At 69.6% G+C, this 25,609-nt stretch carries 18 protein-coding genes; 6 read left to right on the top strand and 12 right to left on the bottom strand.

Going from position 1 to position 25,609, the window contains the following annotated elements:
• Nucleotides 1-144: 144 nt before the first annotated feature.
• Nucleotides 145-1,149, top strand: coding sequence for a UDP-glucose 4-epimerase GalE (galE, locus tag FB384_RS16195; protein ID WP_183783983.1), 1,005 nt, complete (start codon nt 145-147; stop codon nt 1,147-1,149).
• 1 nt (nt 1,150) lies between these two features.
• Here galE and FB384_RS16190 read toward each other — a convergent pair whose 3' ends face one another.
• Together FB384_RS16190 and FB384_RS16185 are read right to left on the bottom strand one after the other, a co-directional pair.
• Complete coding sequence (locus FB384_RS16190) at nt 1,151-2,266, bottom strand: DUF4192 domain-containing protein (protein WP_183783981.1); 1,116 nt, start codon at nt 2,264-2,266, stop codon at nt 1,151-1,153.
• Between the two features lie 331 nt (nt 2,267-2,597).
• Nucleotides 2,598-4,355 carry a Xaa-Pro dipeptidyl-peptidase gene (locus FB384_RS16185; RefSeq protein ID WP_323985252.1) on the bottom strand — a complete coding sequence of 586 codons (1,758 nt, stop codon included), beginning with the start codon at nt 4,353-4,355 and terminating at the stop codon, nt 2,598-2,600.
• 210 nt (nt 4,356-4,565) lie between these two features.
• On the opposite strand from FB384_RS16185, the gene FB384_RS16180 reads away from it, so the two are divergent.
• Together FB384_RS16180 and FB384_RS16175 are read left to right on the top strand one after the other, a co-directional pair.
• Nucleotides 4,566-5,474, top strand: a complete 909-nt coding sequence (locus FB384_RS16180; RefSeq protein WP_183783979.1) for a serine hydrolase — start codon at nt 4,566-4,568, stop codon at nt 5,472-5,474.
• Between the two features lie 29 nt (nt 5,475-5,503).
• Nucleotides 5,504-7,537, top strand: coding sequence for a prolyl oligopeptidase family serine peptidase (locus tag FB384_RS16175; protein WP_183783978.1), 2,034 nt, complete (start codon nt 5,504-5,506; stop codon nt 7,535-7,537).
• 198 nt (nt 7,538-7,735) lie between these two features.
• On the opposite strand, the gene FB384_RS16170 is transcribed toward FB384_RS16175, so the two are convergent.
• From FB384_RS16170 to FB384_RS16155, 4 genes are all read right to left on the bottom strand, one after another.
• A complete protein-coding gene (locus tag FB384_RS16170) occupies nt 7,736-8,311 on the bottom strand; it encodes a hypothetical protein (RefSeq protein ID WP_183783977.1) in 576 nt (191 codons plus the stop codon).
• Between the two features lie 382 nt (nt 8,312-8,693).
• Complete coding sequence (locus tag FB384_RS16165) at nt 8,694-11,552, bottom strand: vitamin B12-dependent ribonucleotide reductase (protein WP_183783976.1); 2,859 nt, start codon at nt 11,550-11,552, stop codon at nt 8,694-8,696.
• An 80-nt stretch (nt 11,553-11,632) separates the two neighbouring features.
• Nucleotides 11,633-12,094, bottom strand: coding sequence for a transcriptional regulator NrdR (gene nrdR / locus FB384_RS16160; RefSeq protein ID WP_183657185.1), 462 nt, complete (start codon nt 12,092-12,094; stop codon nt 11,633-11,635).
• Between the two features lie 447 nt (nt 12,095-12,541).
• Nucleotides 12,542-12,817: a LysM peptidoglycan-binding domain-containing protein gene (locus FB384_RS16155; protein WP_183783975.1), complete on the bottom strand. Its 276-nt coding sequence runs from the start codon at nt 12,815-12,817 to the stop codon at nt 12,542-12,544.
• Between the two features lie 647 nt (nt 12,818-13,464).
• On the opposite strand from FB384_RS16155, the gene lexA reads away from it, so the two are divergent.
• Nucleotides 13,465-14,169, top strand: coding sequence for a transcriptional repressor LexA (lexA, locus tag FB384_RS16150; RefSeq protein WP_183783973.1), 705 nt, complete (start codon nt 13,465-13,467; stop codon nt 14,167-14,169).
• 36 nt (nt 14,170-14,205) lie between these two features.
• Here the strand turns inward: lexA and FB384_RS16145 are convergent, their stop codons facing one another.
• From FB384_RS16145 to FB384_RS16135, 3 genes are all read right to left on the bottom strand, one after another.
• Complete coding sequence (locus FB384_RS16145) at nt 14,206-15,351, bottom strand: hypothetical protein (protein WP_407676095.1); 1,146 nt, start codon at nt 15,349-15,351, stop codon at nt 14,206-14,208.
• A gap of 116 nt (nt 15,352-15,467) precedes the next feature.
• Complete coding sequence (gene hflX / locus FB384_RS16140; RefSeq protein WP_183785650.1) at nt 15,468-16,916, bottom strand: GTPase HflX; 1,449 nt, start codon at nt 16,914-16,916, stop codon at nt 15,468-15,470.
• A gap of 152 nt (nt 16,917-17,068) precedes the next feature.
• The gene (locus tag FB384_RS16135; protein WP_183783969.1) at nt 17,069-17,593 is read right to left on the bottom strand and encodes an ArsR/SmtB family transcription factor; all 525 of its coding nucleotides are present in this window, start codon (nt 17,591-17,593) and stop codon (nt 17,069-17,071) included.
• 86 nt (nt 17,594-17,679) lie between these two features.
• Between FB384_RS16135 and FB384_RS16130 the strand changes: the two genes are divergently transcribed.
• Nucleotides 17,680-18,063: an MFS transporter gene (locus tag FB384_RS16130; RefSeq protein WP_183783966.1), complete on the top strand. Its 384-nt coding sequence runs from the start codon at nt 17,680-17,682 to the stop codon at nt 18,061-18,063.
• 498 nt (nt 18,064-18,561) lie between these two features.
• Nucleotides 18,562-19,413 (top strand): SGNH/GDSL hydrolase family protein, encoded by an 852-nt coding sequence (locus FB384_RS16125; RefSeq protein WP_183785648.1) that lies wholly within the window; start codon nt 18,562-18,564, stop codon nt 19,411-19,413.
• 117 nt (nt 19,414-19,530) lie between these two features.
• On the opposite strand, the gene FB384_RS16120 is transcribed toward FB384_RS16125, so the two are convergent.
• From FB384_RS16120 to FB384_RS16110, 3 genes are all read right to left on the bottom strand, one after another.
• Entirely contained in the window at nt 19,531-22,173 is a 2,643-nt protein-coding gene (locus tag FB384_RS16120; RefSeq protein WP_183783964.1) for a valine--tRNA ligase, read from the bottom strand.
• An 81-nt stretch (nt 22,174-22,254) separates the two neighbouring features.
• Nucleotides 22,255-22,923, bottom strand: coding sequence for a GOLPH3/VPS74 family protein (locus tag FB384_RS16115; protein ID WP_183783957.1), 669 nt, complete (start codon nt 22,921-22,923; stop codon nt 22,255-22,257).
• A 57-nt stretch (nt 22,924-22,980) separates the two neighbouring features.
• Nucleotides 22,981-25,521: a M14 family zinc carboxypeptidase gene (locus FB384_RS16110; protein WP_323985251.1), complete on the bottom strand. Its 2,541-nt coding sequence runs from the start codon at nt 25,519-25,521 to the stop codon at nt 22,981-22,983.
• Between the last annotated feature and the right edge of the window lie 88 nt (nt 25,522-25,609).

The following is a 25,609-nucleotide window of genomic DNA, read 5'->3' as shown; positions in this document are numbered from 1 at the left end:
TCGGTCCAGTCGTCGGCTCGCTTGCCGGCACACTGCTCTGGCCCGGCGACGGCGGCCCACCACAGCGGCGCGGCGACACCGGTCCACCGGCCCGGCCGGATGTCACCCGTCCACCGTTCGCACCCGATCAGGAAGGCCCGGAACATGCCCACCGACCCGGCCCTGTCCCGCAGTCCGATGAAGCTGGTCGTCACCGGCGGCGCCGGGTACGTTGGCAGCGTGTGCGCCGCCCGGCTCGTCGAAGCCGGTCACGACGTCACCGTCGTCGACGACCTGTCCACGGGGCATGCCGACGCGGTTCCGGACGGAGTCCATTTCATCCAGGGCGACGCCGCCGACGTCGCCCAGACGTTGCTCAGCCAGGGCTTCGACGGCGTGCTGCACTTCGCGGCGAAGTCGCTCGTCGGCGAGTCCATGCAGGACCCAGGCCTCTACTGGCGGGGCAATGTCCTCACCTCCCTGCGGTTGCTCGACGCGATGCGGACGCACAACACGCCTCGGCTGGTGTTCTCCTCGACCGCCGCCACCTACGGCGAACCGGACGTCAGTCCGATCCCGGAGACGGCCCCGACCGGGCCCACGAACACCTACGGTGCGACGAAGCTGGCCATCGACTACGCGATCACCAGTTACGCTCGCGCCCACGGCCTCGCGGCGACCAGCCTGCGGTACTTCAACGTCGCCGGCGCCCACGGCGCGTTCGGTGAGCGCCACGCCACCGAGACGCACCTGATCCCGATCGTGCTGCAGGTCGCCACGGGCGACCGTGAACAGGTCCAGATCTTCGGCGAGGACTACGCGACCGCCGACGGCACCGCGGTCCGCGACTACATCCACGTCACCGACCTCGCCGACGCACACCTGCTCGCGCTCGAACACGCCCGTGAAGGCCGGCACGAGATCTACAACCTCGGCAACGGGACCGGTTTCTCCGTGCGCGAGGTGATCGACACCTGTCGCGAGGTCACCGGGCACGACATCCCGGCGGCCGTCGCACCGCGGCGGGACGGTGACCCGGCCGTGCTCGTGGCGTCGTCCGAGAAGGCGCGTGCGGACCTGGGCTGGAAGCCTGTGCACACAGACCTGCACGGGATCGTGGCCGACGCATGGCGGTTCACGCAGGACCGCCGTTCCGCGGGCCGCCGGTGACCTACGGCCCGGCGCCTCCCGGTCCACGGGTCGCGCCGGGCGCACCCGACCCGCCGGCACGAAGCGCCAAGTGCCTTCCCCGGTTCCGCGCGAGGCCGGCGAGCGTCTCGGGCGGCACGGCGTGTGCCAGCGCCCGGTCGAGGAGTTGAGCCAGCGTGTGCCCCGGATGCGACTCGAGCGCCTTCCTCACGGCGACCCCGGCCAGCGGACCGTCGCCGCGGAGATAGGCGGTGTAGGCGAGCAGTGACGCCGCTTCCGCCCGCTCCGGGGCCGGAACGCCGCGCACCAGCACGGTCCAGAGGCGCTCGGCGGCCACGGCCAGATCGCTTCGCGGTGGCCAGCACACGCCGAACGACGCGTCCCGCACCTCGTGGTGCGTCAGGGCACGTGCCAGCTCCACGATCTCCCGATCGGACAACACGGGCCCGGTGCCGCCCACCCCGCTCCGGAACCGCGCGAGTACGTCGCCGACGAGTGCACAGGCGTTCTCGATCTCCTCGTCGCGGCAGGCCGGGTCCGTCTCGTCGCGAGAGGCGGCCAGGTCCAGCAGGGCCGCCCGCCGAGCGAGCACCGTCGCCTCTTCCGGATCCAACGCGCCTTCCATCGCCTCCCGGCTGGCGTAGGTCAACTGTCCCGCGTGCGTCGTCACCGCCGCCATGGTCGAGGCCGTCGGATCCGGCAGTTCACCGCCGCACATTTCGTCCCCGTAGCAGCACCAGCGCGCCCCGAGCCGGATCTCCGATGCCCACAGCGCGTGGTTGATCGGTACGCCGAGATCGGTCATCACGGCGGTCAGCGCCCGCATCACGTCGCGGTGCGCAGGCCCTTCGTCCGGTGCTACACCGCCGACGAGTACGACGGTCACGGCCGCGGCATCCGCCAGCGGGACGCGCAGCGGCGGCTCCAACTCGGGTACCGCCGCCACATCCGGGATGTCGACGCGCATGACGTGGCCGACTGTGTCGGCCTCAGGGCCGTCCGGTGCGTGCGCCAGCAGCACCAGAGAATCGGCGGGCGTGAACCCGAGCAGATACGGAAGGGCCGCGAGGAGCTGTTCCGGACTGCGCAGGTCGACCCGCGTGCCGAAGTCGGGATTGGTCGTCGATGAAGTGCTCATGCCTCCACGATGCGGCGGCGCGAACGCGTCGGGCGGCACCGCGGGAAATCTGTGGACACGCTCGTACGACGTGGACAACTCGCGGCCGGGCCGACGCCGGAACGCGGAACTGTCGGTGGCAGGCGTTAGGGTGCCGCGCCCGCCACCGGCGGCCGACCCGCAAGGCAGGAGGCCGGGCCGATTCGGAAACCGGCCCGGCCCCTCCTGTTCGGCCTGGACCTCACTCGCCCTGTGGCCTCGTTCGCCCTGTGGCCTCGTTCGCCCCGAGCACCGCCCCCCTGCCCAGGCCAACCCGGCGCCGGTCGGACTGAGGCCGGGCCCGGCCTGACACCTACTGGACCGCGCCGGCCCCGCCGACGGTGGGAACCGTGACCGACGAGTGCTTCACGTCCACCGTGATCCCGGTGCCCGGCCGCGGCCGCAACGTGAAGTCGTGGTCACTGGAGAGCACCGCGAACTCGAGACGGTGCCCCTCGTCCAACACGTAATCCTGCGGCTGCAGGTCGAACGACAGGCGGTACGACTGCCCGGGCCGCACCGGCCGCGTCGATGCGCGGTCGTGCCGATTCTGTGGATCCGCCCAGCCGCGTGTGATGACGTGCGAGCTGCCGTCCGGAGCGCGATCGACGAGGACGCCGGTCACGTTCGCCGCGGGCCGGTCGAACGAGACACGCAGGTCCACCGACGGTGTTCCGCTCAACCGCACCGCATTCGGGACGGCCTCGGTGGCATAGCGCAGCCGATGCGGGGACGTCTCCGCGTCCACGAGCTGCTCGACCTTCTTCGATGCGTCGTCGGTCAGTGACTCCGTCACCGGTCGGCCGTGCTGCGCACCGTCGGGCGACAGCCCGCCGACACCGTCACCGCCCGGACGCAGGTGCAGTCGCGCGTCCTCGGCACCGGCCGCGGGCCAATCCGCCTCGTCGTGCCACGACTCGTCCTCACGCTGGATCGTCGCACGCGGTTCCGCGTCGACGCCGTTGTCGATGCCGTAGAGATAGTGCGAGAACCACCGGTTCAGCGTCCGCAGCCACGCCTCCTTGCGCACGCCGTACGGGTCCGTGTGCGCGAACTGGTGCAGCCAGATCTTCCGTTCGACGCCGTGGTCGGCGAGCGCCTCGTACCAGCGCACGGTCTGGCTCGGCGTCACGTTCCAGTCCGAAAGGCCGTGCACGGCCAGCACCGAGGCCTGCACGTTGCCCGCGTCGTCCAGATAGGACCTGTGTTGCCAGAAGTCACTGTCGTCGCCGGTGACCCGGTCCTGCCGACGTGCCAGCTCGTCGATCACGGGCCGGCAGATCTCCCTGTCGTCGCGGGTGTAGACGTACTCGGCGAGCACATCGGCGTCCTCACCCTGATAACCCCCTGGCGCGACGACGGCGCCGTTCTCCCGGTAGTAGTCGTACCACTCGGAGATCGCCGCGATCGGCACGATCGTCTCAAGGCCCTCGACCCCGGTGCTCGCGACAGCGTTCGGCAGCGTCCCGTTGTAGGACACGCCCATCATCGCCGTCTTCCCCGTGGTCCAGTCCGCCTGTACCGGATCACCGCTCTCGGCGCGCGCCGGCGCACGCCCGTTCAGCCAGTCCACGACGGACCTCGCACCGATCGTCTCGTTCTCACCCCCTGTCGTCGGGCAGCCCGTCGACCCGCCGGTGCCGAGCGATTCGGCGTACACCACCGCAAAACCGCGGGAGAGCAGATAGTCCTCGTACCGCGACGTCATCTCCGCGCGCGGCACGTACAGTTCCACGTCGACGTCGTGGTTCTGCACGTCGTTGCCACCCGAGAAGTAGGGACTCGCGGTGTAGACCACCGGTACCCGCACGCCGTGCTCGGTCTCGGCGGGCCGCACCACGCGAACGTGCACCTCGTCATCGGCGCCGTCGCGGTCACTGTCGACCGGAGCGCGTACCCACAGGTTCTCCCGCACGACGTCGCCGGGATCGAACACCGGTTGTGCCTCGCCGCCGGCGAACACGGGCCGTTGCGGCGATCCCGCGGCCGCCGCGGGCGCGAGCAACGGCAGTGCGATGGCCGCCGCCAGCAACGGAACGAAACGTCTGGCTCTCCCTCTGGCTCTCAACACGAAACACCTCGATCGGCTCGTCGGGCAGGGACGGTGCACTCGGTGCGCGCACACGAGCGGCCCGACCCTTCCGCCGATCCCGAGGGCTGTCAAGATCGCGCGAACTGCGCTCCCTGCGGGAGAATCACCGCCCGTCGTCGCCCCGAACTCCGGCCGCACGCCGCGCCGCCGGGCCCGGCGAAACGCGCCGAGACGTGGTCGGATGGGGCCATGGGACATCGCGTCGTCGCGGCAGGTGTCGTCGCCGGTGCAGTACTGGCCGCCGGCATCACCCTCACCGCAGGCGGAACCTCGGACGATTCCGCAGGGGACACCCGCCGCTCCGTGATCGCGGCCGCGCCCGGACGAAGCAGCGACCGCGCAACACTCGAACCGCCGACCACCGCACACGACCGCGAGCAGGCTGCCGCGGCCGTCGTCGGAGCCGTCCGCGGTGTCGTGCCCGGTTCGAGGCCGGGGCTGGCCGTCTACGACCGGCACACCGACGCGATGGTCGTCGGAGCCGGCCCCGACGAGCCCTTCTACACCGCCTCCGTCGTCAAGCTGCTGATCGCCGTCGACGTGCTGCGTGCCCACGACTGGCGCGTGCCCGGCGGGGACACGGGCTCCGATCTGACGACGATGCTGTCGGCCAGCGACGATGCTGCAGCGACGCGGCTGTGGGACGAGTTCGGCGGCGCCGCCATCATCGGCCGCACCGCCTCGCTCATCGGACTGGACTCCACGACGCCGCCCGGCGAGGCCGATGAGTGGGAGCTGACCCGCATGAGCCCCCGTGACATCGTGCGCACCTACACCTACCTGCAGCACGACCTGCCCCGGCCTGCGCGCGACGCGGTGCTCGGCACGCTCGCCCACTTCGACGCGACCGCCGCCGACGGCTTCGACCAGCGGTTCGGCCTGCCGACGGCGTTCGGCGACGCGACCGTGGCGGTCAAACAGGGCTGGATGCCGGTCGGCGACGACGTGGTGCTGAACACGACGGGTGTCGTCGGCGCGGGCGGCCGGTTCGTCGTCGCCCTGCCCGTGGTCCTTCCCGGTGACACCGATTTCGCCACGGCACGGGACGCGCTGACCGCCGGCGCGCAGGCGCTGGCCCGCTCCCTCGGCCACAATTGACTCTCCGCACCTGCTGGCAGACTGTGGTCATGACCGACGCGCCCGACCCCGCCACAACCCCCGACGACCCGTACCTCTGGCTCGAGGACGTGACCGGCGAACGCGCCCTCGACTGGGTTCGCGCCCGCAACGACGAGACGACGGCCGCCTACACCGACCGGCCTCGGTTCGCCGCTCTGCAGCAGGAGCTGCGCGAGGCCCTGGACGCCGACGACCGCATTCCGTACGTCGTGCGACGGGGCGAGTTCCTCTACAACTTCTGGCGCGACGCGCAGCACCCGCGCGGGCTGTGGCGCCGCACGACGCTCGATGAGTACCGCACGGCCGAACCGGAGTGGGACGTGCTCATCGACGTCGACGCGCTGGCCGAGGCCGAGGGCGAGAACTGGGTGTGGCAGGGCGCCACGGTGCTCCGGCCGTCGCTGGACCGCTGCCTCGTGGAACTCTCCCGCGGCGGCGCCGACGCGGCGGTGGTGCGCGAGTTCGACCTGCAGCGCCGGGAGTTCGTTCCGGACGGGTTCCAGCTGCCGGAGGCCAAAAGCTCCGTCAGCTGGATCGACGCCGACACGATCTACGTCGGCACGGATTTCGGCGACGGCTCGCTCACCGCGTCGGGTTACCCGCGCGTGGTGAAACGCTGGCAGCGCGGCACGCCCCTCACCGACGCCGAGACCGTCTTCGAAGGGAAACCCGAGGACGTCGCCGTTCGCGGTGTCCACGACCCGACGGAGGGGTGGGAACGCGACCTGGTCCGCCGGACGATCGAGTTCTACCGCAGCGAGCTACACCTGCTGACGGGCGACGGCCTCGTGCGGATCGACGTGCCCGACGACGCCGTCGCGTCACTGCACCGGGAATGGCTGCTGGTGCGCACTCGCTCCCCGTGGGGTGACCACCCCGCCGGCTCGCTCCTGGTGGCCCGTCTCGACGCGTTCCTCGCCGGCGACACCACGATGACGGCCCTGTTCACCCCGGACGCCCACACCTCGCTCGACTACTACGCCTGGACCCGCAACCACCTCGTCGTCGGCACCCTCAGCGACGTGAAGACCCGACTGCGCGTACTCACCCCCGGCGAACACGGCTGGCGCGACGAACCGCTCCCCGGCGTTCCCGATGTCGGGACCGTCGACCTGGTCGACACCGAACCGGACATCGACGACGCGATCATGCTGGAGGTAACCGGGTTCACCCAGCCGTCCTCGCTCCTGCACGGAGACGTCGGAGGCGAGTACCAGACGGTGAAGCAGGCTCCGGCGCGGTTCGACGCCGCAGGGCTCACGACCGAGCAGTTCTTCGCCACGTCCGACGACGGCACCGCAGTTCCGTACTTCGTGGTCCGTTCCCCCGGCGCGGCACCGGGGCCGACGCTGCTCGGCGGTTATGGCGGCTTCGAGGTGTCTCAGACGCCGTACTACAGCGCCGTCGTCGGCCGCGGCTGGCTCGCCAGGGGCGGCACCTACGTGCTCGCCAACATTCGCGGCGGCGGCGAGTACGGACCGGATTGGCACAACCAGGCCGTCAAACAGCACCGACACCGCGTCTACGAGGATTTCGCCGCCGTGGCACGGGATCTGACCGAACGCGGCATCACCACGCCGGACCGGCTCGGCATCCAGGGCGGCAGCAACGGCGGACTACTCATGGGCGTGATGCTCACGCGGTATCCCGAACTGTTCGGCGCGATCGTGTGCCAGGTACCCCTGCTCGACATGCGGCGCTACCACCTGCTGTTGGCCGGGGCATCGTGGATGGCCGAGTACGGTGATCCCGACGACCCCGAGCAGTGGGACTACATCCGTTCCTATTCGCCGTACCAGAACGTCCGGAGTGGACACTCCTATCCCCCGCTGCTGATGCTCACGTCAACACGCGACGACCGGGTGCACCCGGGCCACGCGCGCAAGATGGTGGCGCGGCTGCTCGAATCCGGCTATGCGCCCGAGAACGTCCGCTACTACGAGAACATCGAAGGTGGCCACGGCGGCGCGGCCGACAACGCACAGTTGGCCTTCAAGACGGCGCTGGCCTACGAATTCCTGTGGGAACGGCTCGGCGACTGACGTGGCCAGCACCACGGTGGACCGCACCACGCCGGCCCGCACCACCGTGGACCGCACGACAGGGGCCCACACAGCGTGAGGGTGGCGCAGCGGCGGGGCCGGAGACGATGTCGGTCTCCGGCCCCGCCGTTGCGGTGGTCACCACTCCGATCGCGTCACCGGCGGCTCCTTGGCCCATCACCGCGTTCCGGTGCGGTGTCAGGCGGAGAACTCGCCGTTGAGCTCCTGAGCACGCTCCTCCAGCTCGAGCGCGATCGGTTCGGCTTCGTCGTATCGGTCCGGGTAGGCCGATCGCTGCACGGACTGCGCGACCTGTCCCGCGGTGAAGTCGGGATTCGCCGCGTCGATCTCGATCGCACCCGCCGTACCGTCCGACGGATTGCCGTGCAGGAAGTCGTACGTCGCGAGCTCCGGATCGCCCGCGTTGACCCAACCGTAGTCGGGCCGCTGCTGGAACACGCCAATCGACGACGCGTGTCCGCAGTCGAGATCGTTGGCATGCGATTCCACCCACGCCGCCTCATAGGTGGCCAGCCGCACCTTCTCACTGGCCTCCTCCGCGTCGAGAACGTTCTCGATGGTGACGAGAACGTCGTCGTCGGCGTCCGCGGGAACCTCACAGTTGATCTCCACAGGAGACTCGGCCGCCGGAACGTGACCGCCCGGCCGCAGCAGCGCATCGGAGCCCTCGTCCGCCGCCGCGGGTGCCGCGAGTCCCACTGTCAGTGCCGACACGGCAAGGCCGGTCAGCAATCCTGTCCTCAGCTTGGTCATGCCGTCCCTTCCATAGGTGGTCGTCCTACGAGCAGGTGAAGTGACGTACTCCGGTCACCCACCAGGCGACCACTCCGCGGAGTCGGTCCACCCGATGCAGCGACCGCGTTCACGCTAAGTGCACCCACAGGTAGGCACCTACGGCCGAAAGTTCCTTACACACTGAACTGGACCGTCGCGAATATCGCACAACGAACGATATCGGGCACAACACGCGTGGGTGACGACGAACCGATCGCGCCGACGGGCGAGTCGCCGACGTACGAGTGAGGGCCGGGGATCGTCGTGATCCCCGGCCCTCACCATCGGTCACGCCGGCCGGTTACCGCCGACTCGTCGGCGGATCAGCTACCGCCATTAGGCCCAGCTACCACCCTTCGGATCAGCTGCAACCCGACGTGGCGCCACAGCCCTCGCAGGCGTAGCACGAACCCGCGGGGCGCATCTTGGTCCCACACGTCATGCACAGCGGCGCGTCCGCGGCCTTGCCGAGCTGCAACTCCACCAGTTCCGTGGTCGTGTGCGCCTCATCCCCGGAGGTGGCTGTCTCATCGGCGGACTGTTCGGCCACCTGCGTTCCACCGGAGTCCACCGTGCTGCGCAGTGTCTCCAGGTCGACACCGTCGCCCTCGGAATCGCCTCCGCTGTAGTCGGCCTCGACCTGCGCCGAGCGCTCGTCGGCGGTGAAGATGCCGAGCTGAGCCCGCTTGTCGTACGGCAAGTAGTCGAGCGCGAGCCTGCGGAACAGGTAGTCGAGCACGCTCGTCGCCATCCGCACGTCCGGGTCGTCGGTCATGCCCGCGGGCTCGAAACGCAGGTTCTGGAACTTCTGCACGTAGAACTCGAGCGGGATGCCGTACTGCAGCCCCACGGAGATCGACATCGAGAAGGCGTCCATCACGCCTGCGAGGGTCGAACCCTGCTTGCCGAGCTTGACGAAGATCTCGCCGAGACCGTCGTCCGGGTACGAACCGGCCGTCAGGTATCCCTCCGCGCCCGCGACCGTGAACGACACCGTCTGGCTCGGCCGCTTCTTCGGCAGGCGCTTGCGCACCGGGCGGTACTCCACGACCTTCTCCGGTTCCGCCTCACCCTTCTCCTGCTTGCCGGTCGACAGCGGCTGGCCGACCTTGCAGTTGTCCCGGTAGATCGCCAGCGCCTTCAGCCCGAGCTTCCAGCCTTCGAAGTAGATCTCCGCGACCTCGTCGACCGTGGCCGACTCCGGCATGTTGACGGTCTTCGAGATCGCGCCCGAGATGAACGGCTGCACCGCCGCCATCATCCGCACGTGTCCCATCGGCGCGATGGACCGCTCACCGACGGCGCAGTCGAACACCTCGTAGTGCTCGCTCCGCAGCCCCGGGGCGTCGATGACGTGTCCGTGCTGGGCGATGTAGTCGACGATCGCCTCGACCTGCTCCTCCTGGTAGCCCAGGGCACGGAGTGCGCGCGGCACCGCGTTGTTGACGATCTGCATCGACCCGCCGCCGACGAGCTTCTTGAACTTCACCAGCGAGAAGTCCGGCTCGATGCCCGTGGTGTCGCAGTCCATCATGAACCCGATCGTGCCCGTGGGCGCGAGCACACTCGCCTGAGCGTTACGCCAGCCGGAGCGCTCGCCGATCTCGATGCCGCGCTTCCACTCGTCCGTGGCGAGGGCACGCACGTTCGCGTCGTTGCGGTGCAGCGTGCGTACGAGCTCGTTGGCCGCGGCGTGCTTGCGCATGACCCGCTGGTGACCTTCGGCGTTGCGGGCGTAGCCCTCGTACGGGCCGACGACGCCGGCCATCTCGGCGGAGCGACGGTACGACACCGCGGTCATCAGCGACGTGATCGACGCGGCGAGCGCACGGCCGCCGTCGGAGTCGTAGGCGTGGCCCGTCGCCATGAGCAGCGCGCCCAGGTTGGCGTAACCGATGCCGAGCTGGCGGAACTTCCGCGTGGTGTCACCGATCGCCTCGGTCGGGAAGTCGGCGAAGCAGATCGAGATGTCCATCGCGGTGATGACCAGCTCGACCGCCTTCGCGAACAGCGGTGCATCGAACGACCCGTCGTCGGACAGGAACTTCAGCAGGTTCAGCGATGCCAGGTTGCAGCTCGAGTTGTCGAGGTGCATGTACTCCGAGCACGGGTTGGACGCGGTGATCCGGCCGGACTCGGGACACGTGTGCCAGTCGTTGATCGTGTCGTCGTACTGCATCCCCGGGTCGGCACATTCCCAGGCCGCCTGCGCCATCTTCCGGAACAGCGGCTTCGCCTCGGTCTGGTCGATGACGTCACCGGTGGTGCGGGCGCGCAGGCCGAACTTGTCGTCCGACTCCACGGCGCGCATGAACTCGTCGGACACGCGCACCGAGTTGTTCGCGTTCTGGTACTGCACCGAAGCGATGTCGGAGCCGCCCAGGTCCATGTCGAACCCGCCGTCGCGGAGCACCCGGATCTTGTGCTCCTCCTTGGCCTTGGTCTCGATGAACTCTTCGATGTCGGGGTGGTCGACGTCGAGCACCACCATCTTCGCGGCGCGGCGGGTGGCCCCACCGGACTTGATCGTGCCCGCGGAGGCGTCGGCGCCGCGCATGAACGACACCGGGCCCGATGCCGTACCGCCCGACGAGAGCAGCTCCCTCGAGGAACGGATCCGCGAGAGGTTCAGACCGGCACCCGAGCCGCCCTTGAAGATCCGGCCCTCTTCCTTGTACCAGTCGAGGATCGACTCCATGGTGTCGTCGACCGAGAGGATGAAGCACGCCGAGACCTGCTGCTTCGACGCGGTGCCCACGTTGAACCAGACCGGCGAGTTGAAGCTGAACACCTGGTGGAGCAGCATCCAGGTGAGCTCGTGCTCGAAGATCTCGGCGTCGGCGGGCGAGGCGAAGTAGCCGTGTTCGGTGCCCGAGGCGACGTAGGTCTTCACGACGCGGTCGATCAGCTGCTTGAGGCTGCTCTCCCGCTCCGGGCTGCCGGCGGCGCCCCGGAAATACTTGCTGGTGACGATGTTCGTGGCGTTGATCGACCAGGACTCGGGGAACTCGACGCCCCGCTGTTCGAAGTTCACCGTCCCGTCGCGCCAGTTGGTCATGACGACGTCACGCTTCTCCCACGTGACCTCGTCGTACGGGTGCACCCCCTCGGTCGTGAACACACGCTGGACCCGCAGGCCCTTCCGTGTGCCACCGCCGCCACCGGACCGCTTCTTCGACGTCTTCGAGGCCTCGGCGCCGGCTCCGACCGTTTCTGTCATGACTCCCACTCCCGCGATTGGCACCAAGCGGCGACGCCGGGGCGTCGTCCGCATTTACTCCCGCTGTCGACCGAGGAACCTCAGTCGACCGAATCCGCAATCGCCTGCCGAAGGTCCGTGATCTCCTTCTCGAAGTCTTCGATGGAGGAGAACGCGCGATAAACACTCGCGAACCGCAGATACGCCACAGCGTCCAGTTCCCGCAGGGGACCGAGGATCGCCAGACCGACCTCGTGACTCGGGATCTCCGCCACGCCGGCGGCCCTGATCGACTCCTCGACCCGCTGCGCCAGCTGCTGCAGCGCGTCGTCGTCGACCGGGCGCCCCTGGCAGGCCCGATGCACGCCCCGGATGACCTTGTCCCTGCTGAACTGTTCCGTCACCCCGGAGCGCTTGACGACGGCGAGCACCATCGACTCCGAGGTCGTGAACCGGCGACCGCACTTCGAGCACGAACGCCGGCGCCGGATCGCCTGCCCTTCATCCACCTCACGAGAATCGACGACGCGGGAATCGGCATGCCTGCAGAACGGACACCGCATGACCGAACCACCTCCCCATCACAGGCGCCGGCGCACCGTGCGCCGCAACCATCGCCGGGCCACGTCTCGCGACACCGGCTGCCGGCGTGCCCTGACGCACCGCCGACGACTCTCGAGCCCCACCGATCCCGGAACCCGATGACGTGATCGGCCGCGAAGACTCGGCGAGGACTGTCGTTCACCAGGGCGATCCTGGTGATCAATCTGTGGATACCCGGTGGGCGAAGGCCGACGAGCTGTGGATAACCCTGTCCGAGTTTACCCCAATTTGTGGACCAACTACAGCCGTGTAACTACTAGATGTGGGGGTTGACTCTAGGAGTGCACCCACCCGCCGCGCAAGCTGACACAGCCATCCGACGGGTGATCACCGACATAGCTCACCGTCACGGGGGAGCTGGTCCGGGCGACGTCCCAGGGAAACCGCAGGAAGACGTGCCACGGCAGTCACGGTCCGACGGGCACCACCAACGGGGTACCCGTGCGCACCGCGCCGCCGGCCAGGTCGTTGAGTTGCTCGATCCGTGTGACGACGGCCGCCGGATCCGCCTCGGGTGCGGTGGACTCGGCGATGTCCCACAGCGACTCCCCCGCACCCACGGACACGACCGCCGTCTCCGCCGGAACCTCGCCGGCACCGGAGCCGCCGAGACCGGCGAGCGCGTTGGCGACGAACCCGGACGCCACGACGAAGGAGAACACGCCCACCGCCACGGCGATCAACAGCCACCCCTGCGCTGTGATCCGCGTCCGAGCACACGCGCGCACCGGAATACGCGTATGCGGCCGGACGGGACCGCGCCTCGTCGGCGGGCGACGGGAATCGGCGGGTACGACACGAACCCACCGGACCGTTCGCCGGTCGCGAACGCCGCCGCCGATCGACGTGGACACCGTGTCCGCATCCCGACCCGCACGCGCACCGTGGACCTTCTCGAACACGCCGCGTCCACGTCTCCGCGCTCGGTCCGCCTCGACACCCGGAGCGAAGCCGGCGGACCCGGGAGAATCACCCGGCTCGCCGGACCGCTCCGGCCTGCTATACCTCGCATGCCCGCGCTCCAGCGGCTGCTCCCGCTGCAGTACCATCGGCATGGCCACCTCCTCGAACATCCGGTCGATCGAACGCCTGTACGATGTCTACCACCCGGGTCTGACAAAATCGAGACCCACACGGCGCGTCCCTCGAACAGATGTTTGAGATTCGCGGCCGGGGAGGCTAGCGTCGGAGATGTACGGCGTGCCATCCGGCCATCACGGCCTGTCGCGGCCCGCCGAACACGACCGAGCACACGACGACACGCGGCTGCCGCACGGCACCGCGATCACCGGGCAGCCGTACCCGCTGCCCGCGACTGGGAGGCGACACGGTGGCACGCAAGACCCACGACGAGGCCGGCGGCAAGCGCGGTCCCGGCAGCACTGTCCACGACCTGCCGGAAGTCACCGAAGAAGGCCTCACCCCACGACAGCAGCGCGTGCTGGCGGTGATCCGCTGGTGGGTGGACCGCTACGGCTACCCGCCGAGCGTGCGTGAGATCGGCGAGGCCGTCGGTCTCACGTCGACCTCGTCGGTGCACCACCAGCTCGGAGCGCTGCAACGCAAGGGCTACCTGCGACGAGACCCCAATCGTCCTCGCGCCGTGGGCATGTTGACCACGGACTCGATCTCGAAGCTGAATCCCTCCGAGGACCGGCCAACCCCCGCGTTCGTGCCGATCCTCGGTCGTATCGCCGCAGGCGGCCCGGTACTGGCCGAGCAAGCGGTCGAGGACGTCTTCCCACTGCCGAAGGATCTGGTCGGTGAGGGCAATCTGTTCCTGCTGAGCGTCACCGGTGACTCCATGGTCGACGCGGCCATCACCGACGGCGACTGGGTCGTCGTCCGCCAGCAGGAGGATGCGGAGAACGGCGAGATCGTCGCGGCCATGATCGACGGTGAGGCGACCGTCAAGACGTTCAAGCGCAAGGACGGCCACATCTGGCTGTTGCCGCACAACGAGGCATACGAGCCGATCCCCGGGGACGATGCGCAGATCCTCGGCAAGGTCGTGGCGGTACTGCGCCGACTGTGAGGGTGCCGTCGTGACCCGGTGTGCCGCGCACCGACGTCACGATCTGCGACGACGGACGACCACGAGGATCGCCCCGAGTAGTCCGATCACGAGCGCGCCCACACCGACCGGTACGGGGGGAAAGCCGGACGCATCGCCGTCACGCTGGGCATCGCCGTGACGTTGGGCATCGCCGGCAGACCCTCGATCCGCCCGCCGGCCGTCGTCCGGCCCGGCCGGCCCCCTGCCTCCCTTCGCGTGGGCATCGTCGTCGGTGCCGTCACCCGCTGATCCGTCCCGCTCTGGTCCGCCGCCTCCGGAGCCGGTGACGAGGTCGGTGGCGTCGCGTACGACGCGAACGGGGTTGCCCACTCCTTCGCTCACCGACACGAGAGTGCCGTCGGGTTGGAACGCGATGGCCTCCCCCTGGGGTTCGCCGGGCAGTGGGATTCTCACCGGGTCGCGCTGGAGCGCAGCGACGACGTCGCCGTCGGGTGCCGGGTACAGGTAGGCGTCCGTGTAGGTGCGCAGCGCGACGACCCGTCCGTCGTGGCTCGTCGCGCCGCCGGTGATGAGCAGTGTCCCGGCGGTGCCCACGGGACCACCGGGAGTGCCTGTCGGTGGGACTGTCACCGAGCCCACCCGTTCGAGTGGCGTCGGCCCTGGACTCTGCAGCGCCGCGGCAGGACGGTACACGCCCGATGTCCCGGTCACGCTCTTCGTGACGATGTACGGCGTGCCCTCCCGGTCGAGGAGTACGGCCTCGGCGTCGTGCGCACCGTCGGGATACGTGAGCCGGTAGAGCGTCGATCCATCTCCCGGGCGAAGCGCGTGCAACGCCACGGTGTCGCGGGCCGAGCGGTTGTCGCCGATGTCGGCGAGCCAGAACGTGCCGTCGGCCGCTCTGGCGAGATCCTCGACGTCGTACGGGTCCGTGGGATCGGTGATCACGTCGGTGACGGCGCAGCCCCGGTCGAGCGCGTAGACGCGCAGGACCGTGCCCCCGTCGTTGACGGCGTACCACCGGCCGTCACCGGCGACCAGCCCAGATGCCTCGTCCACGGCGGGATCGTCGATCCGGCACACGGCCCCGGGCTCAGGCGGGCCGTTGCCGTGGGGCTGTGCCTCCGCCGCCGGTACGGCCGCGGGAATGCCCAGCACCACGGCGACACACGCCGTCACGACCGCGAACGTCCCGCGCATTCGCCACGCGCGCCGGCGCCCCGTGGTGCGCTCGATCGAACACGGCTCCATCGAACACGGCCTCGTCGAACGGGGCATCGGCGAACGTGTGGTCACTGTCCCTCGAGGCCGGGTCGTCAGCCTGCCGGTTCGCCGACAGCGCCCGCGTCGGCCGGTTCCGTCACGTCGGCGCCCTCGATGCGGTACGAGTCCAGCGCACCGGCGAGATCCGCGTGGACACGTGCGCACAGGCGAGTGCCGTCGGCGGTGTGGTCCTCGGTCAGCACCTCGCCTTCGGCGTGCGCCCGTGCGACGAGTTCACCGCGCGCGTACGGCACGAGCACGTCGACCAGCGTCTCCGGACGAGGCAGCCGATCGGCGATCTCCGCCACCAGTTCCGTGACGCCCTCCTGCGTCCGGGCGGACACGACGTGCGCGTCCGGAAGCAGGTGCCGCAGGCGGGCCAGCGATACCGCGTCGGCGGCGTCGGCCTTGTTGATGACGATCAGTTCCGGCGGCAGCGACTCGGAACGTTTGCTGCCGATCTCGGCGAGCACCGTCCGGACCGCCTGCACCTGTTCCTCGGGTGCCGGGTCGGAACCGTCAACGACGTGCAGCAGCACGTCGGCGTCGGCCGCCTCGTCGAGCGTCGAGCGGAAGGCGTCCACCAGCTGGTGCGGCAGGTGCCGGACGAAACCGACGGTGTCGGTCAGCGTGTACGCCCTGCCGTCGGGGGTGACGGCCCGGCGCGTCGTCGGATCGAGGGTGGCGAACAGCGCGTCCTCGACGAGCACACCGGCATCGGTGACGGCGTTGAGCAGGCTCGACTTGCCGGCGTTGGTGTAGCCGACGATCGCCACGCTCGGCACGTCGTTCGCGACACGGCGGCCGCGTTTGGTCTCGCGGATGGTGTCCATCGCCGAGATCTCGCGCCGGAGTTTGGCCACGCGCTTGCCGATGCGCCTGCGGTCGATCTCGAGCTTGGTCTCACCCGGTCCGCGCAGCCCCACGCCGCCGTTGCTACCCGCACGACCACCGGCCTGTCGGGACAACGTGTCACCCCAGCCGCGCAGTCGCGGAATGAGGTACTGCAGCTGTGCGAGTTCGACCTGCGCCTTGCCCTCCTTCGACCGCGCGTGCTGGGCGAAGATGTCGAGGATCAGGGCCGTGCGGTCGACGACCTTGACGTTCAGCTTGTCCTCCAGCTGGCGGAGCTGGCCGGGCGAGAGCTCACCGTCGCAGATGACGGTGTCCGCACCGGTGGTGGCGACGATGTCGGCGAGTTCGCGAACCTTCCCCGAGCCCACGTACGTCGCCGGGTCGGGCCGGTTGCGCCGCTGCACCAGACCCTCGAGCACCGTGGAGCCCGCCGTCTCGGCAAGCCTGGCGAGTTCTTCGAGGGAGGCTTCCGACTGGGCAGCCGTGCCTTCGGTCCACACACCGACGAGCACGACATGCTCGAGCCGCAGCTGCCGGTTTTCGACCTCGGTGATGTCGGACAGTTCCGTGGACAGCCCGGCGACCCGGCGCAGCGACGCGCGGTCCTCGAGCTCCAGTTCGCCGGTCGACGGTGCGTCGTCGAACACCTCGTCCAGCGATTCGGCGGGCAGATCCGCCTGCGACGTCAGTACGTCGCCGCGATTCGGGTTACTCACAAGCCTCCATGTCGAATGTCGTCACCGCGTATGCGGCTCCTCCGGGTCCATCATCCCACGTTCCGTCGAATTCTCCGACCCGTTTACCCGCTCGGGTACAGAGCCAGGTAGATCGCGGTCGCACCCGGCTGCTCGGCGGCAGACTCGGGTGGTGCGTCCTCCTCGTCACCGGCTGCGAACTCGTCAATCAGCTCGGCCAGCCGGCCGCGGAACTCGGCGAGGCGGGCTTCCGGCAACCGGGCGACCGCACGCGTCTGGTGCAGCGCTGCCGGTTCGAGGTCCGCGATCTCGGTCAGAAACGCCTCGAGCATCGCGTCTTCCACCGGCGCGTTCCACGGGCCACTCAGCCGCCACGACAAGCCGGTCGACCGGTACGGAATCTCTTTCGCACCACGCGCCCCCCGGCGTTCCACCTCGGTGACGAGGAAGCCCGTGGCAACGAGTTTGCGCACGTGATACAGCGTCGTTGCCGGATCCCGGTCGAGCCGCCGAGCGATCTCCTTGTTGGTCAGTGCCTCGTGATGGGTCAACCGGATGATGCGCAGGCGTATTCCCGAGGCGAGTGCATTCGCCTCGGCCTCGGTCGCTGTCCGTCGCCCCGCTCCCATCCGCCCAGCATACGTAGCTGACATACGGGACTGATTGACGCTTTCCAATCAGTTCGGAACACTCGCCGGATGCGACAGGAATCGCCGTGGCGGCAGCCGGATTTCCGCCGATTGTGGGTGGGCTCGCACAGCCGGGCGCCGGAGCCTGGTTCGTCGGCGGTGCGCTGGCAGCCCTCGGTCACGGTATGACCGTGTACAACATCGTCCAGGTCAGTTACCGGCAGGCGATCTGTCCCGACCGGCTACTCGGCCGCGTGACCGCCGGGATCCGGTTCCTGGCATGGGGCACGGCACCCGTGGGCGCGCTGGGCGGGGGCGTCCTCGGCGAAACGATCGGGCTTCGTGCGACCGTGTGGGTGTTCGCGGGCATCACCCTCGGCGCCGCGGTGCTGCTCGTGCTGTCGCCGCTCCGTACCGCCGGCACACCGGCCGAGCGAGCCCCCGACGCGGCCGCTCGACCCGGTTCCTAGGTGGCCCCGGCCGCACCAGCGCAGCCACGCTGCTGACGGTCACGTCCCACAACATTGGCCGATCACGACCAGGCCCCGCGCTGCTGGACGACCGGCGGCAACCGGGCCTCGCCTCGTATGCGGGACGGCACGGTCTCAGTGCGCCCAGTGGGGCTCTCGGTGACCGGGATGCCGGCAGACCTGCGGTAGGCGGTTTCCTGCGTTCACGCGAAGTTCCGCGCACCGGTCACCGGTCGTGATCGCGGCATCAGCAGGTCGGGCGATGGTGTCTACACGTTCGCCGTCTGGTCACCGGCATCCGCCGACGGATAGGACATAACAGGCCTGTTCGACGGCGATCGGGGACACATGCCGGCACAGCGATCCGACCACACCGACACCCACCACCCGTCACACCGTCGACGGCACCATCGGCTCCCCCACGCCGTCACCGCGCGCGGCGCCCGGCCGACGGCACGGGTTGTGACCGCACTCGGCACACTCGCTCTCGCGCTGGCCATGACGCTCACGGCCACCCCGTCGGCGTCTGCCACCGCGTGGCAACCGCGGTTCGAGCACTACGTCGCCCTCGGCGACTCCTACACCTCGGGCCCGTTGATCCCGCTGCCCAAACCGACCCCACCGCTCGGCTGCGCCCGATCGACGACGAACTACCCGACCGTGCTCGCCGTTCAGACGCGGGCCGACACGTTCCACGACGTGAGCTGCGGCGGCGCGACCACCGGTCACATGACCGAACCGCAGCACACCCCGCTCGGCACCAACTCGCCCCAACTCGAGTCCTTGCGGCCCGACACCGACCTCGTCACGCTCGGCGTCGGCGGCAACGACGAGGGCGTCTTCGGCGACATCATCGGCACCTGCCCCAAGCTCCGGGACGAGAACCCCTCCGGAAGCCCCTGCCGGGAGCACTTCACCGAGGCCGGCACCGACACCCTGGCCGAGGCCGTGGCTCGCACCGGGAGCCGGGTCGCCGCGGTACTGGAGGAGATCACGGCTCGTTCCCCGCACGCCACGGTGCTCGTCGTGGGCTATCCGCGGATCGTCCCCGCCCCCGAAACCGGTGTCACCTGTCCGGACGTCCTGCCGTTCGCCGACGGCGACCTCGCGTGGGCTGACGAGATCGAGATGGCGCTGAACGACGCACTCCGGACGGCGGCCGAGCACCACGGCGCATCCTTTGTGGACATGTACCCGGCGTCCTACGGCCACGACGCGTGCGCGGGGCTCCAGGCGTGGATCCAGGGCAAGGACACCAATCCTCTGGTCGCGATGTCGTACCACCCGAACGCCGCAGGCATGTACGGCATCGCCACGGAGATCCGACGGACCCTGGACGCGATGTCCTGACACCGGCGTCCCGAACCCGGGGCGGAGCCCACCTCGAACCCTCGAACCGGAACACCCGTGGCCCGCTCCTCCGCTGGACGCGGAGTCGCGGGCCACGGCAGGAACGGCACCTGAGGGTCAGGACGCGGGCAGCGACTCCAGCCGCGCGGTGATGCGCTCGATGTCGGCGGCCGCCGTGTCACGGCGTACGCGGATCTTGTCGACCACGTCGGCGGGCGCCTTGTCGAGGAACGCCTGGTTGCCGAGTTTGCCCTCGGTCTGCTTCAGCTCCTTCTCCGCTGCCGCCAGGTCCTTCTCGAGCCGCTTGCGCTCGGCGACCACATCGATCGTGCCCGACGTGTCGACCTCGACCGCGGCGGTGCCGTCGGCGAGCGCGACCTCGATCGACGCCGTGGCCGTGAACTCGTCGCCGGGTTCGGTCAGCTTGGCCAGCGAGCGGACGGCCTGCTCGTGGGCGGCAATGGCCTCGAAACCGGCGCCGGTCAACCGCGTGGCCACCTTCTGGCCCGGCTTGAGGCCCTGATCGGAACGGAACCGGCGCACCTCGGTGACGAGCTTCTGCACATCACCGATCCTGCCCTCCGCGGTCGGGTCGGCAGCCGGCAGCAGCTCGCCCGTCGGCCAGTCGGCCACGACCAGGGACTTCCTCCCGGTCAACGTCGTCCACAGCCGCTCGGTCACGAACGGGACGAACGGGTGCAGCAGGCGCAGCACCGTGTCCAGCGCGTGCCCGAGGACGGCACGGGTGTCGTCGGCCCTCTCGCCCGACAGCTGCACCTTGGCCAGCTCGATGTACCAGTCGCACAGCTCACCCCACGTGAAGTGGTAGAGCGTGTTCGTGGCCTTGGCGAACTGGAAATCCTCGAGCAGTTCATCCACTTCGGACAGAACCGTGGACAGCCGGCCCAGGATCCAACGGTCCGCCTCGGTCATGTCCTCGACCGCGGGAAGCGGGCGCGCGGTCGTCGCACCGTTCATGATCGCGAACCGCGCCGCGTTCCACAGCTTGGTGCAGAAGTTGCGTGACCCGGCCGCCCAGTCCTCGGCCAGGGCCATGTCCGTGCCGGGGTTGGCGCCGCGGGCGAGCGTGAACCGCGTGGCGTCGGCGCCGTAGTTGTCCATCCAGTCGATCGGGTCGAGAACGTTGCCCTTCGACTTCGACATCTTCTTGCCGTACTGATCACGGATCAGGCCGTGCAGATAGATGTGCTGGAACGGCACGGACTGCTCGGCGCCGCGTTCCCGCATGCCGTGCAGGCCGAACATCATCATCCGCGCGACCCAGAAGAACAGGATGTCGTAGCCGGTGGACAGCACGGTCGTCGGATAGAACTTCGCCAGGTCGGCGGTGTCGTCGGGCCAGCCCATCGTGGAGAACGGCCACAGGCCAGACGAGAACCACGTGTCGAGCACGTCGGAATCCTGGTACCAACCCTCTCCGGACGGCGGCTCTTCGTCCGGGCCGACGCAGACCTGCTCGCCGTTCGGGCCGTACCAGACCGGAATCCGGTGCCCCCACCACAGCTGGCGGGAGATCGTCCAGTCGTGCATGTTGTCGACCCAGTCGAAGTAGCGCTTCGCCAGCTCCGGCGGGTGGATCTGCACCCGGCCGTCACGCACGGCGTCACCCGCGGCCTCGGCGAGCGGGCCGACCCTGACCCACCACTGCAGCGACAGCCGCGGCTCGATGACCGTGTCGCAGCGCGAGCAGTGACCGACGGCGTGGACGTACGGCCGCTTCTCCGCGACGATCCGGCCGTCCTCCCGCAGCGCGGCCACGATCGCGGGGCGTGCCTCGAACCGGTCCATGCCTTCGAACGGACCCGACGCGGTGACCACCCCGCGCTCGTCCATGATCGACGGCATGGGCAGGTCGTGGCGCCGGCCGATCTCGAAGTCGTTCGGGTCGTGCGCGGGCGTCACCTTGACCGCACCGGTGCCGAACTCGGGGTCTACGTGCTCATCGGCCACGATCGGGATGCGCCTGCCGGTGAGCGGCAACTCGACCTCGGTCCCGACCAGGTGCCGGTAGCGCTCGTCGTCGGGGTGCACCGCGACGGCCGTGTCACCGAGCATCGTCTCGGCACGCGTCGTGGCGACGACGACCGACGCCTCGCCCTCGCCGTAGCGGATGGACACCAGTTCGCCGTCGTCGTCGGAGTGGTCGACCTCGATGTCCGACAGCGCCGTCATGCACCGCGGACACCAGTTGATGATGCGTTCGGCCTGGTAGATCAGTCCCTCGTCGTAGAGGAGCTTGAACATCGTCTGCACGGCGCGCGAGAGGCCGTCGTCCATCGTGAAGCGTTCACGGGACCAGTCGATGCTCTCGCCGAGCCGCTTCATCTGGTCGAGGATCTTGCCCCCGTACTCGTTCTTCCACTCCCAGACGCGCTCGACGAACTTCTCGCGGCCGAGGTCGTGGCGGGAGACGCCCTCCTTGGCCAGGTCCCGTTCGACGACGTTCTGCGTGGCGATACCGGCGTGGTCCATGCCCGGCAGCCACAGGACCTCGTAGCCCTGCATCCGCCTGCGCCTGCTCATGGCGTCCATGAGCGTGTGGTTCAGCGCGTGGCCCATGTGCAGGGTGCCGGTGACGTTCGGCGGCGGCAGTACGATGGAGAACGGCGGCCTGTCAGACGACGCGTCGGCGGTGAAGTAGCCCGCGTCTACCCAGCGCTGGTACAGGGCGGCCTCTTCGTCGGCCGGGTTCCAGGCGGTGGGAAGGTCCGTGTGCTGCTGGTTCGCGTTCTCCGTCACAGCCGGTAAGTCTACGAACCCGCTTGCGGCGGTTCGTCACCGGCGTGGCCCTACTCGCGGCCCCGCCTGCGAAGGCGCCGGCTACGAGGTGGTGACGACGGCCGCCATCACCGCGACCATCACGGCGGCCGTCACCTCGTCGATGGCCTTGCGCACGGCGTCACTGCCCCAGTTGCCCTCGGCGACCTGCTCGGCCCGTTTCTGCGTCAGCTGCGGGTCGTCGGTCGGGAACGCGTGCCGGACCGACTTGGTGGCGACGAGCAGGGCGACCACCGCGGCGGTGCGCTCGTCCGGCTCGGCCTCCTCGACGAGCACGCGGTGCAGCTCGGTGCGGAGCTGTTCCTCGTGCCGGCAATCGGCCGCGGGCCAGCGGGTGACGGGGAACAGCTTGAGTACCTTCCTGTCCTCCCGCTTCAGCACACCGCGGTCGGCCAGTCCGGACAGCAGCCGGTCGACGGGACCGTCCTTGGCCAACCGGTTGACGGCGTCCTTCGGCTTCGCCCCCTCCTTCTCGGCGAGCGCCTCGAGCGCCCCGTCCAGTTCGGCCTCGCCCACGGGAGTGGCGTCGCGCAGCACGATGCGGCCGGCCCGGCCCTCGTCCGCCTCTCCGGTGACGTCCACCCTGCCGCGCAGAGTCAGTTCGAGCAGGAGTGCCCCGGCCACGGCCTGGTCGAGGTTGTGGACGCCCGAAACGGGTTTGCCCTCGGTGTCGTCGAACGCCAGGAGCAGCAGGTCCTCCGCGATGAGCATGGCCGCACCCTAGCCGCAGCCGCCGGTGTCCACCACCGGTTCGCCGCAGCTCCGGCGCTACGACGTCGCCCAGAACACCGCGTCCGCGACCTGCGCGTACAGCCCCTTCGGATGGTCACGGAACATCGGCTCGGTGCCGAACAGCACCGTCCGCGTCCCCCCGGCCGAGACGCCCGAGACGACCGACGCCTCCCCCGCGGCCTCGGCAGGACCGCCCGCGGCCTCGCCCGGCAGCCAGTGCCCCGCGACGAGTGGATCGCGGGCGTAGCGCTGTTCGGCCGTCACGGAGTCGGCGAGACCGGTGAACCACACCGGCGAGTAGACGAACGAGTGCGCGGGCGCGCGGTCGAGCACGCCGCCCTCACCGTCGGTCACGGACACGACGCCGTTGGCGTCTCCCCGTCCTTCGACCGCGGTGACCGGCAACAGCCCGGCCGCCTCGTTGAACGCCGCGCCACCGCCGCCGCGGGTGATGACCCCGCCACCGTCGTCGAGGAACGCCTGCAACCGCCGCTTCGCCTCGGCCGTCAACGCGTCGTGGTCGAGACCGGTAGAGACCAGCAGCGCGCTGACGTCGTCGAACTCGAAGCCCTCGTTGAGCACCGCGGTCGAGATCGGGCGGACCTCGAACCCGAGGCCGCGCAACACGGCGAGCTCGTCGGCGGACGCCGCGGCGGCGATCACCGGCGCTGCCAGCGCAGTTCCGGCCGGGCCTCTCCCGGCCTTGGTGAAGGTCACGCCGAACCGGTCGGCCGCCGTCGCCGCTTCGCTGCGCGCCGACGCGGGGACGACGAGCGTGCCGTCGTCGCCACGGGTCACCTCGACCCCGCGATCGAGCAGGTAGGTCACGGCCTGCACGTCGGCACCGTCGGTGAGCGCGAGCTCGAGGTCGGCCTTCGCCGGCGGCGGAAGCGACCCCGTCGGCCCGGCCGCCGCGACCGGCGACGTGCGCACCGCGGGCGCCTCGTCGGCCGAGACGTCGACCGTGGCGCCCCACAGCAGCCCGAGACTCCAGCCGGAGATGTCGTACATCCGCGGGACGTCACCGGAGATGTCCTGGCCTGCCGAGAGCATGGCGTTGGCCAGGCCGCGCTTGGGCTGGTGCATGTCGACCACGTACGAGCCCTTCGGGTAGCGCTGCCCGTCGAGGTGGAACGTGTGCTCCGCACGCGAGACCCGCACGTCGTGCGCAACCAGGTGGTCGACGAGCCGTGCCGCGGCGGACGCCGACCGCTGGTCATCGCCGGCGGGGATGACGTAGGCCCGCGGGAACTCCGCCGAGTAGCGGTCTTCCTCGCCGAAACCGGGAACGTATCCGTCGGGGATCTCGCGCTGCGGCTCGCCGGCCCAGCCACGGCGGAACGTCTCGATCTGGTCGTCGATCAGCTCGGCGCGGTTGCTCTTGGCGTAGTCGATGGCCGACGTGATCGTCGCGCCCGCCACGTCACGGTTGATGTCCGAACGCCGCCGCAGCTCCTCGACCGGCAGCTGCTCGTACTCGCCGCGGTTCACCCGGAGCGGCACCTCGACCGTGTGCCCCACCGCGCCGTGATAAATCGAGTACATCGGCGTGAAGATGGGCGGCCAGTCGTCCCACTCACCCGGCTCGAAGTCGCGGAACGGGATGTCCGCCCGCTCCGTCTCGTCGTGGCCCAGCTTCCCGATGGCACGTTCCATGCCGAGTGCGTTCTCGTAGGCGTGCTTGATGTAGAGGTCGTACTCGTAGTCCCGGCCGTGCGGCGGCGTTCCCGGTTCGATGAGCGTCGTGCCCGTGTAGCCGTGCTCGTCGATCATCACGAGCGGCTGGGTCTCGATCAGCACGTCCCGCACCGCGCGGGATTCCGGCTGTGTCGAGCTGATGTGGTCACGGTTGACATCGAATCCCGCGGCGTTCGCACGCGTGCCCGCGACACGGCCGTCGGGATTGTTGGTGACGGTCAGGTAGATCCGGGTGGATTCGAGCAGGTCGGAATCGGCCTCGTCGGTGCTGGTGGCGAGGCGTTCGATGACGTCCAGCGCACCGTCGGTGCCCTCCCACTCGTCACCGTGGATGTTGGCGTTGATCCACACCGGTGCCTTGTACTCCCGAGCCAGCCGCTCGTTGCCCGCGGCAGCCGACGGATCGTCCTCGATCAGCTCTCGCCAGCGCGCCTGCCGCGCCGCCTCGGCGGGCGATTCGGGAGCGGTGAGCGTGACCAGGTAGAGGTCTCGGCCCTGGGTGCTCCGCCCGACGACCTCCGCCGAGACGCGGTCGCTGCGCTCCTGCAGCTCGTTCAGCTGCGGTGCGATGTCGTGATACGGCGTCAGTCCGAGCTTGATGGCCTTGTCGTCGGGGTTCTCGGGGAACTCCCGCAGCCTGGTCTGCCGTGGGTAGCCGGTCTGATCCCCGGCCTGCCGGTTCTCGTCCGATGTCGCGAGCCGAGTAGCCGCGGGGGTGGCGCCACTGCGCGCCAGCTGCCCGGATTCGCGGTGGGCACCGCCCCCGGATGCGCCCGGATCGCTCCACTCCTGCGCGTTCACCGGTGTGGTCAGCGCGGGCAACGTCACCAGGACGGCGAGTGCGGCGAGTCCGCGGCGGACGGATCGGGATACGGCCACGAGAACCTCCGGTCGGCAGCTGCTCCCTGTCGGGATCGGCTGCCCAGCCTTTCGCACGGCTAACGATCACCGCAAGATGCAGCGGGTA

Origin of the sequence: Prauserella sediminis (assembly GCF_014195435.1) — a bacterium.
In the GTDB taxonomy this organism is placed as follows: domain Bacteria; phylum Actinomycetota; class Actinomycetes; order Mycobacteriales; family Pseudonocardiaceae; genus Prauserella; species Prauserella salsuginis.
The sequence above is the reverse complement of the archived record's forward strand: the minus strand, read 5'-3'. Positions and strand labels throughout refer to the sequence as shown.

Excerpts from the sequence above, each read along its gene's own strand:
- galE (WP_183783983.1), top strand. The coding sequence starts at position 145 with ATGCCCACCGACCCGGCCCTGTCCCGCAGTCCGATGAAGCTGGTCGTC.
- FB384_RS16190 (WP_183783981.1), bottom strand. The coding sequence starts at position 2,266 with ATGAGCACTTCATCGACGACCAATCCCGACTTCGGCACGCGGGTCGAC.
- FB384_RS16180 (WP_183783979.1), top strand. The coding sequence starts at position 4,566 with ATGGGACATCGCGTCGTCGCGGCAGGTGTCGTCGCCGGTGCAGTACTG.
- FB384_RS16175 (WP_183783978.1), top strand. The coding sequence starts at position 5,504 with ATGACCGACGCGCCCGACCCCGCCACAACCCCCGACGACCCGTACCTC.
- FB384_RS16170 (WP_183783977.1), bottom strand. The coding sequence starts at position 8,311 with ATGACCAAGCTGAGGACAGGATTGCTGACCGGCCTTGCCGTGTCGGCA.
- FB384_RS16165 (WP_183783976.1), bottom strand. The coding sequence starts at position 11,552 with ATGACAGAAACGGTCGGAGCCGGCGCCGAGGCCTCGAAGACGTCGAAG.
- nrdR (WP_183657185.1), bottom strand. The coding sequence starts at position 12,094 with ATGCGGTGTCCGTTCTGCAGGCATGCCGATTCCCGCGTCGTCGATTCT.
- FB384_RS16145 (WP_407676095.1), bottom strand. The coding sequence starts at position 15,351 with ATGCGCGGGACGTTCGCGGTCGTGACGGCGTGTGTCGCCGTGGTGCTG.
- FB384_RS16135 (WP_183783969.1), bottom strand. The coding sequence starts at position 17,593 with ATGGGAGCGGGGCGACGGACAGCGACCGAGGCCGAGGCGAATGCACTC.
- FB384_RS16125 (WP_183785648.1), top strand. The coding sequence starts at position 18,562 with ATGACGCTCACGGCCACCCCGTCGGCGTCTGCCACCGCGTGGCAACCG.
- FB384_RS16115 (WP_183783957.1), bottom strand. The coding sequence starts at position 22,923 with ATGCTCATCGCGGAGGACCTGCTGCTCCTGGCGTTCGACGACACCGAG.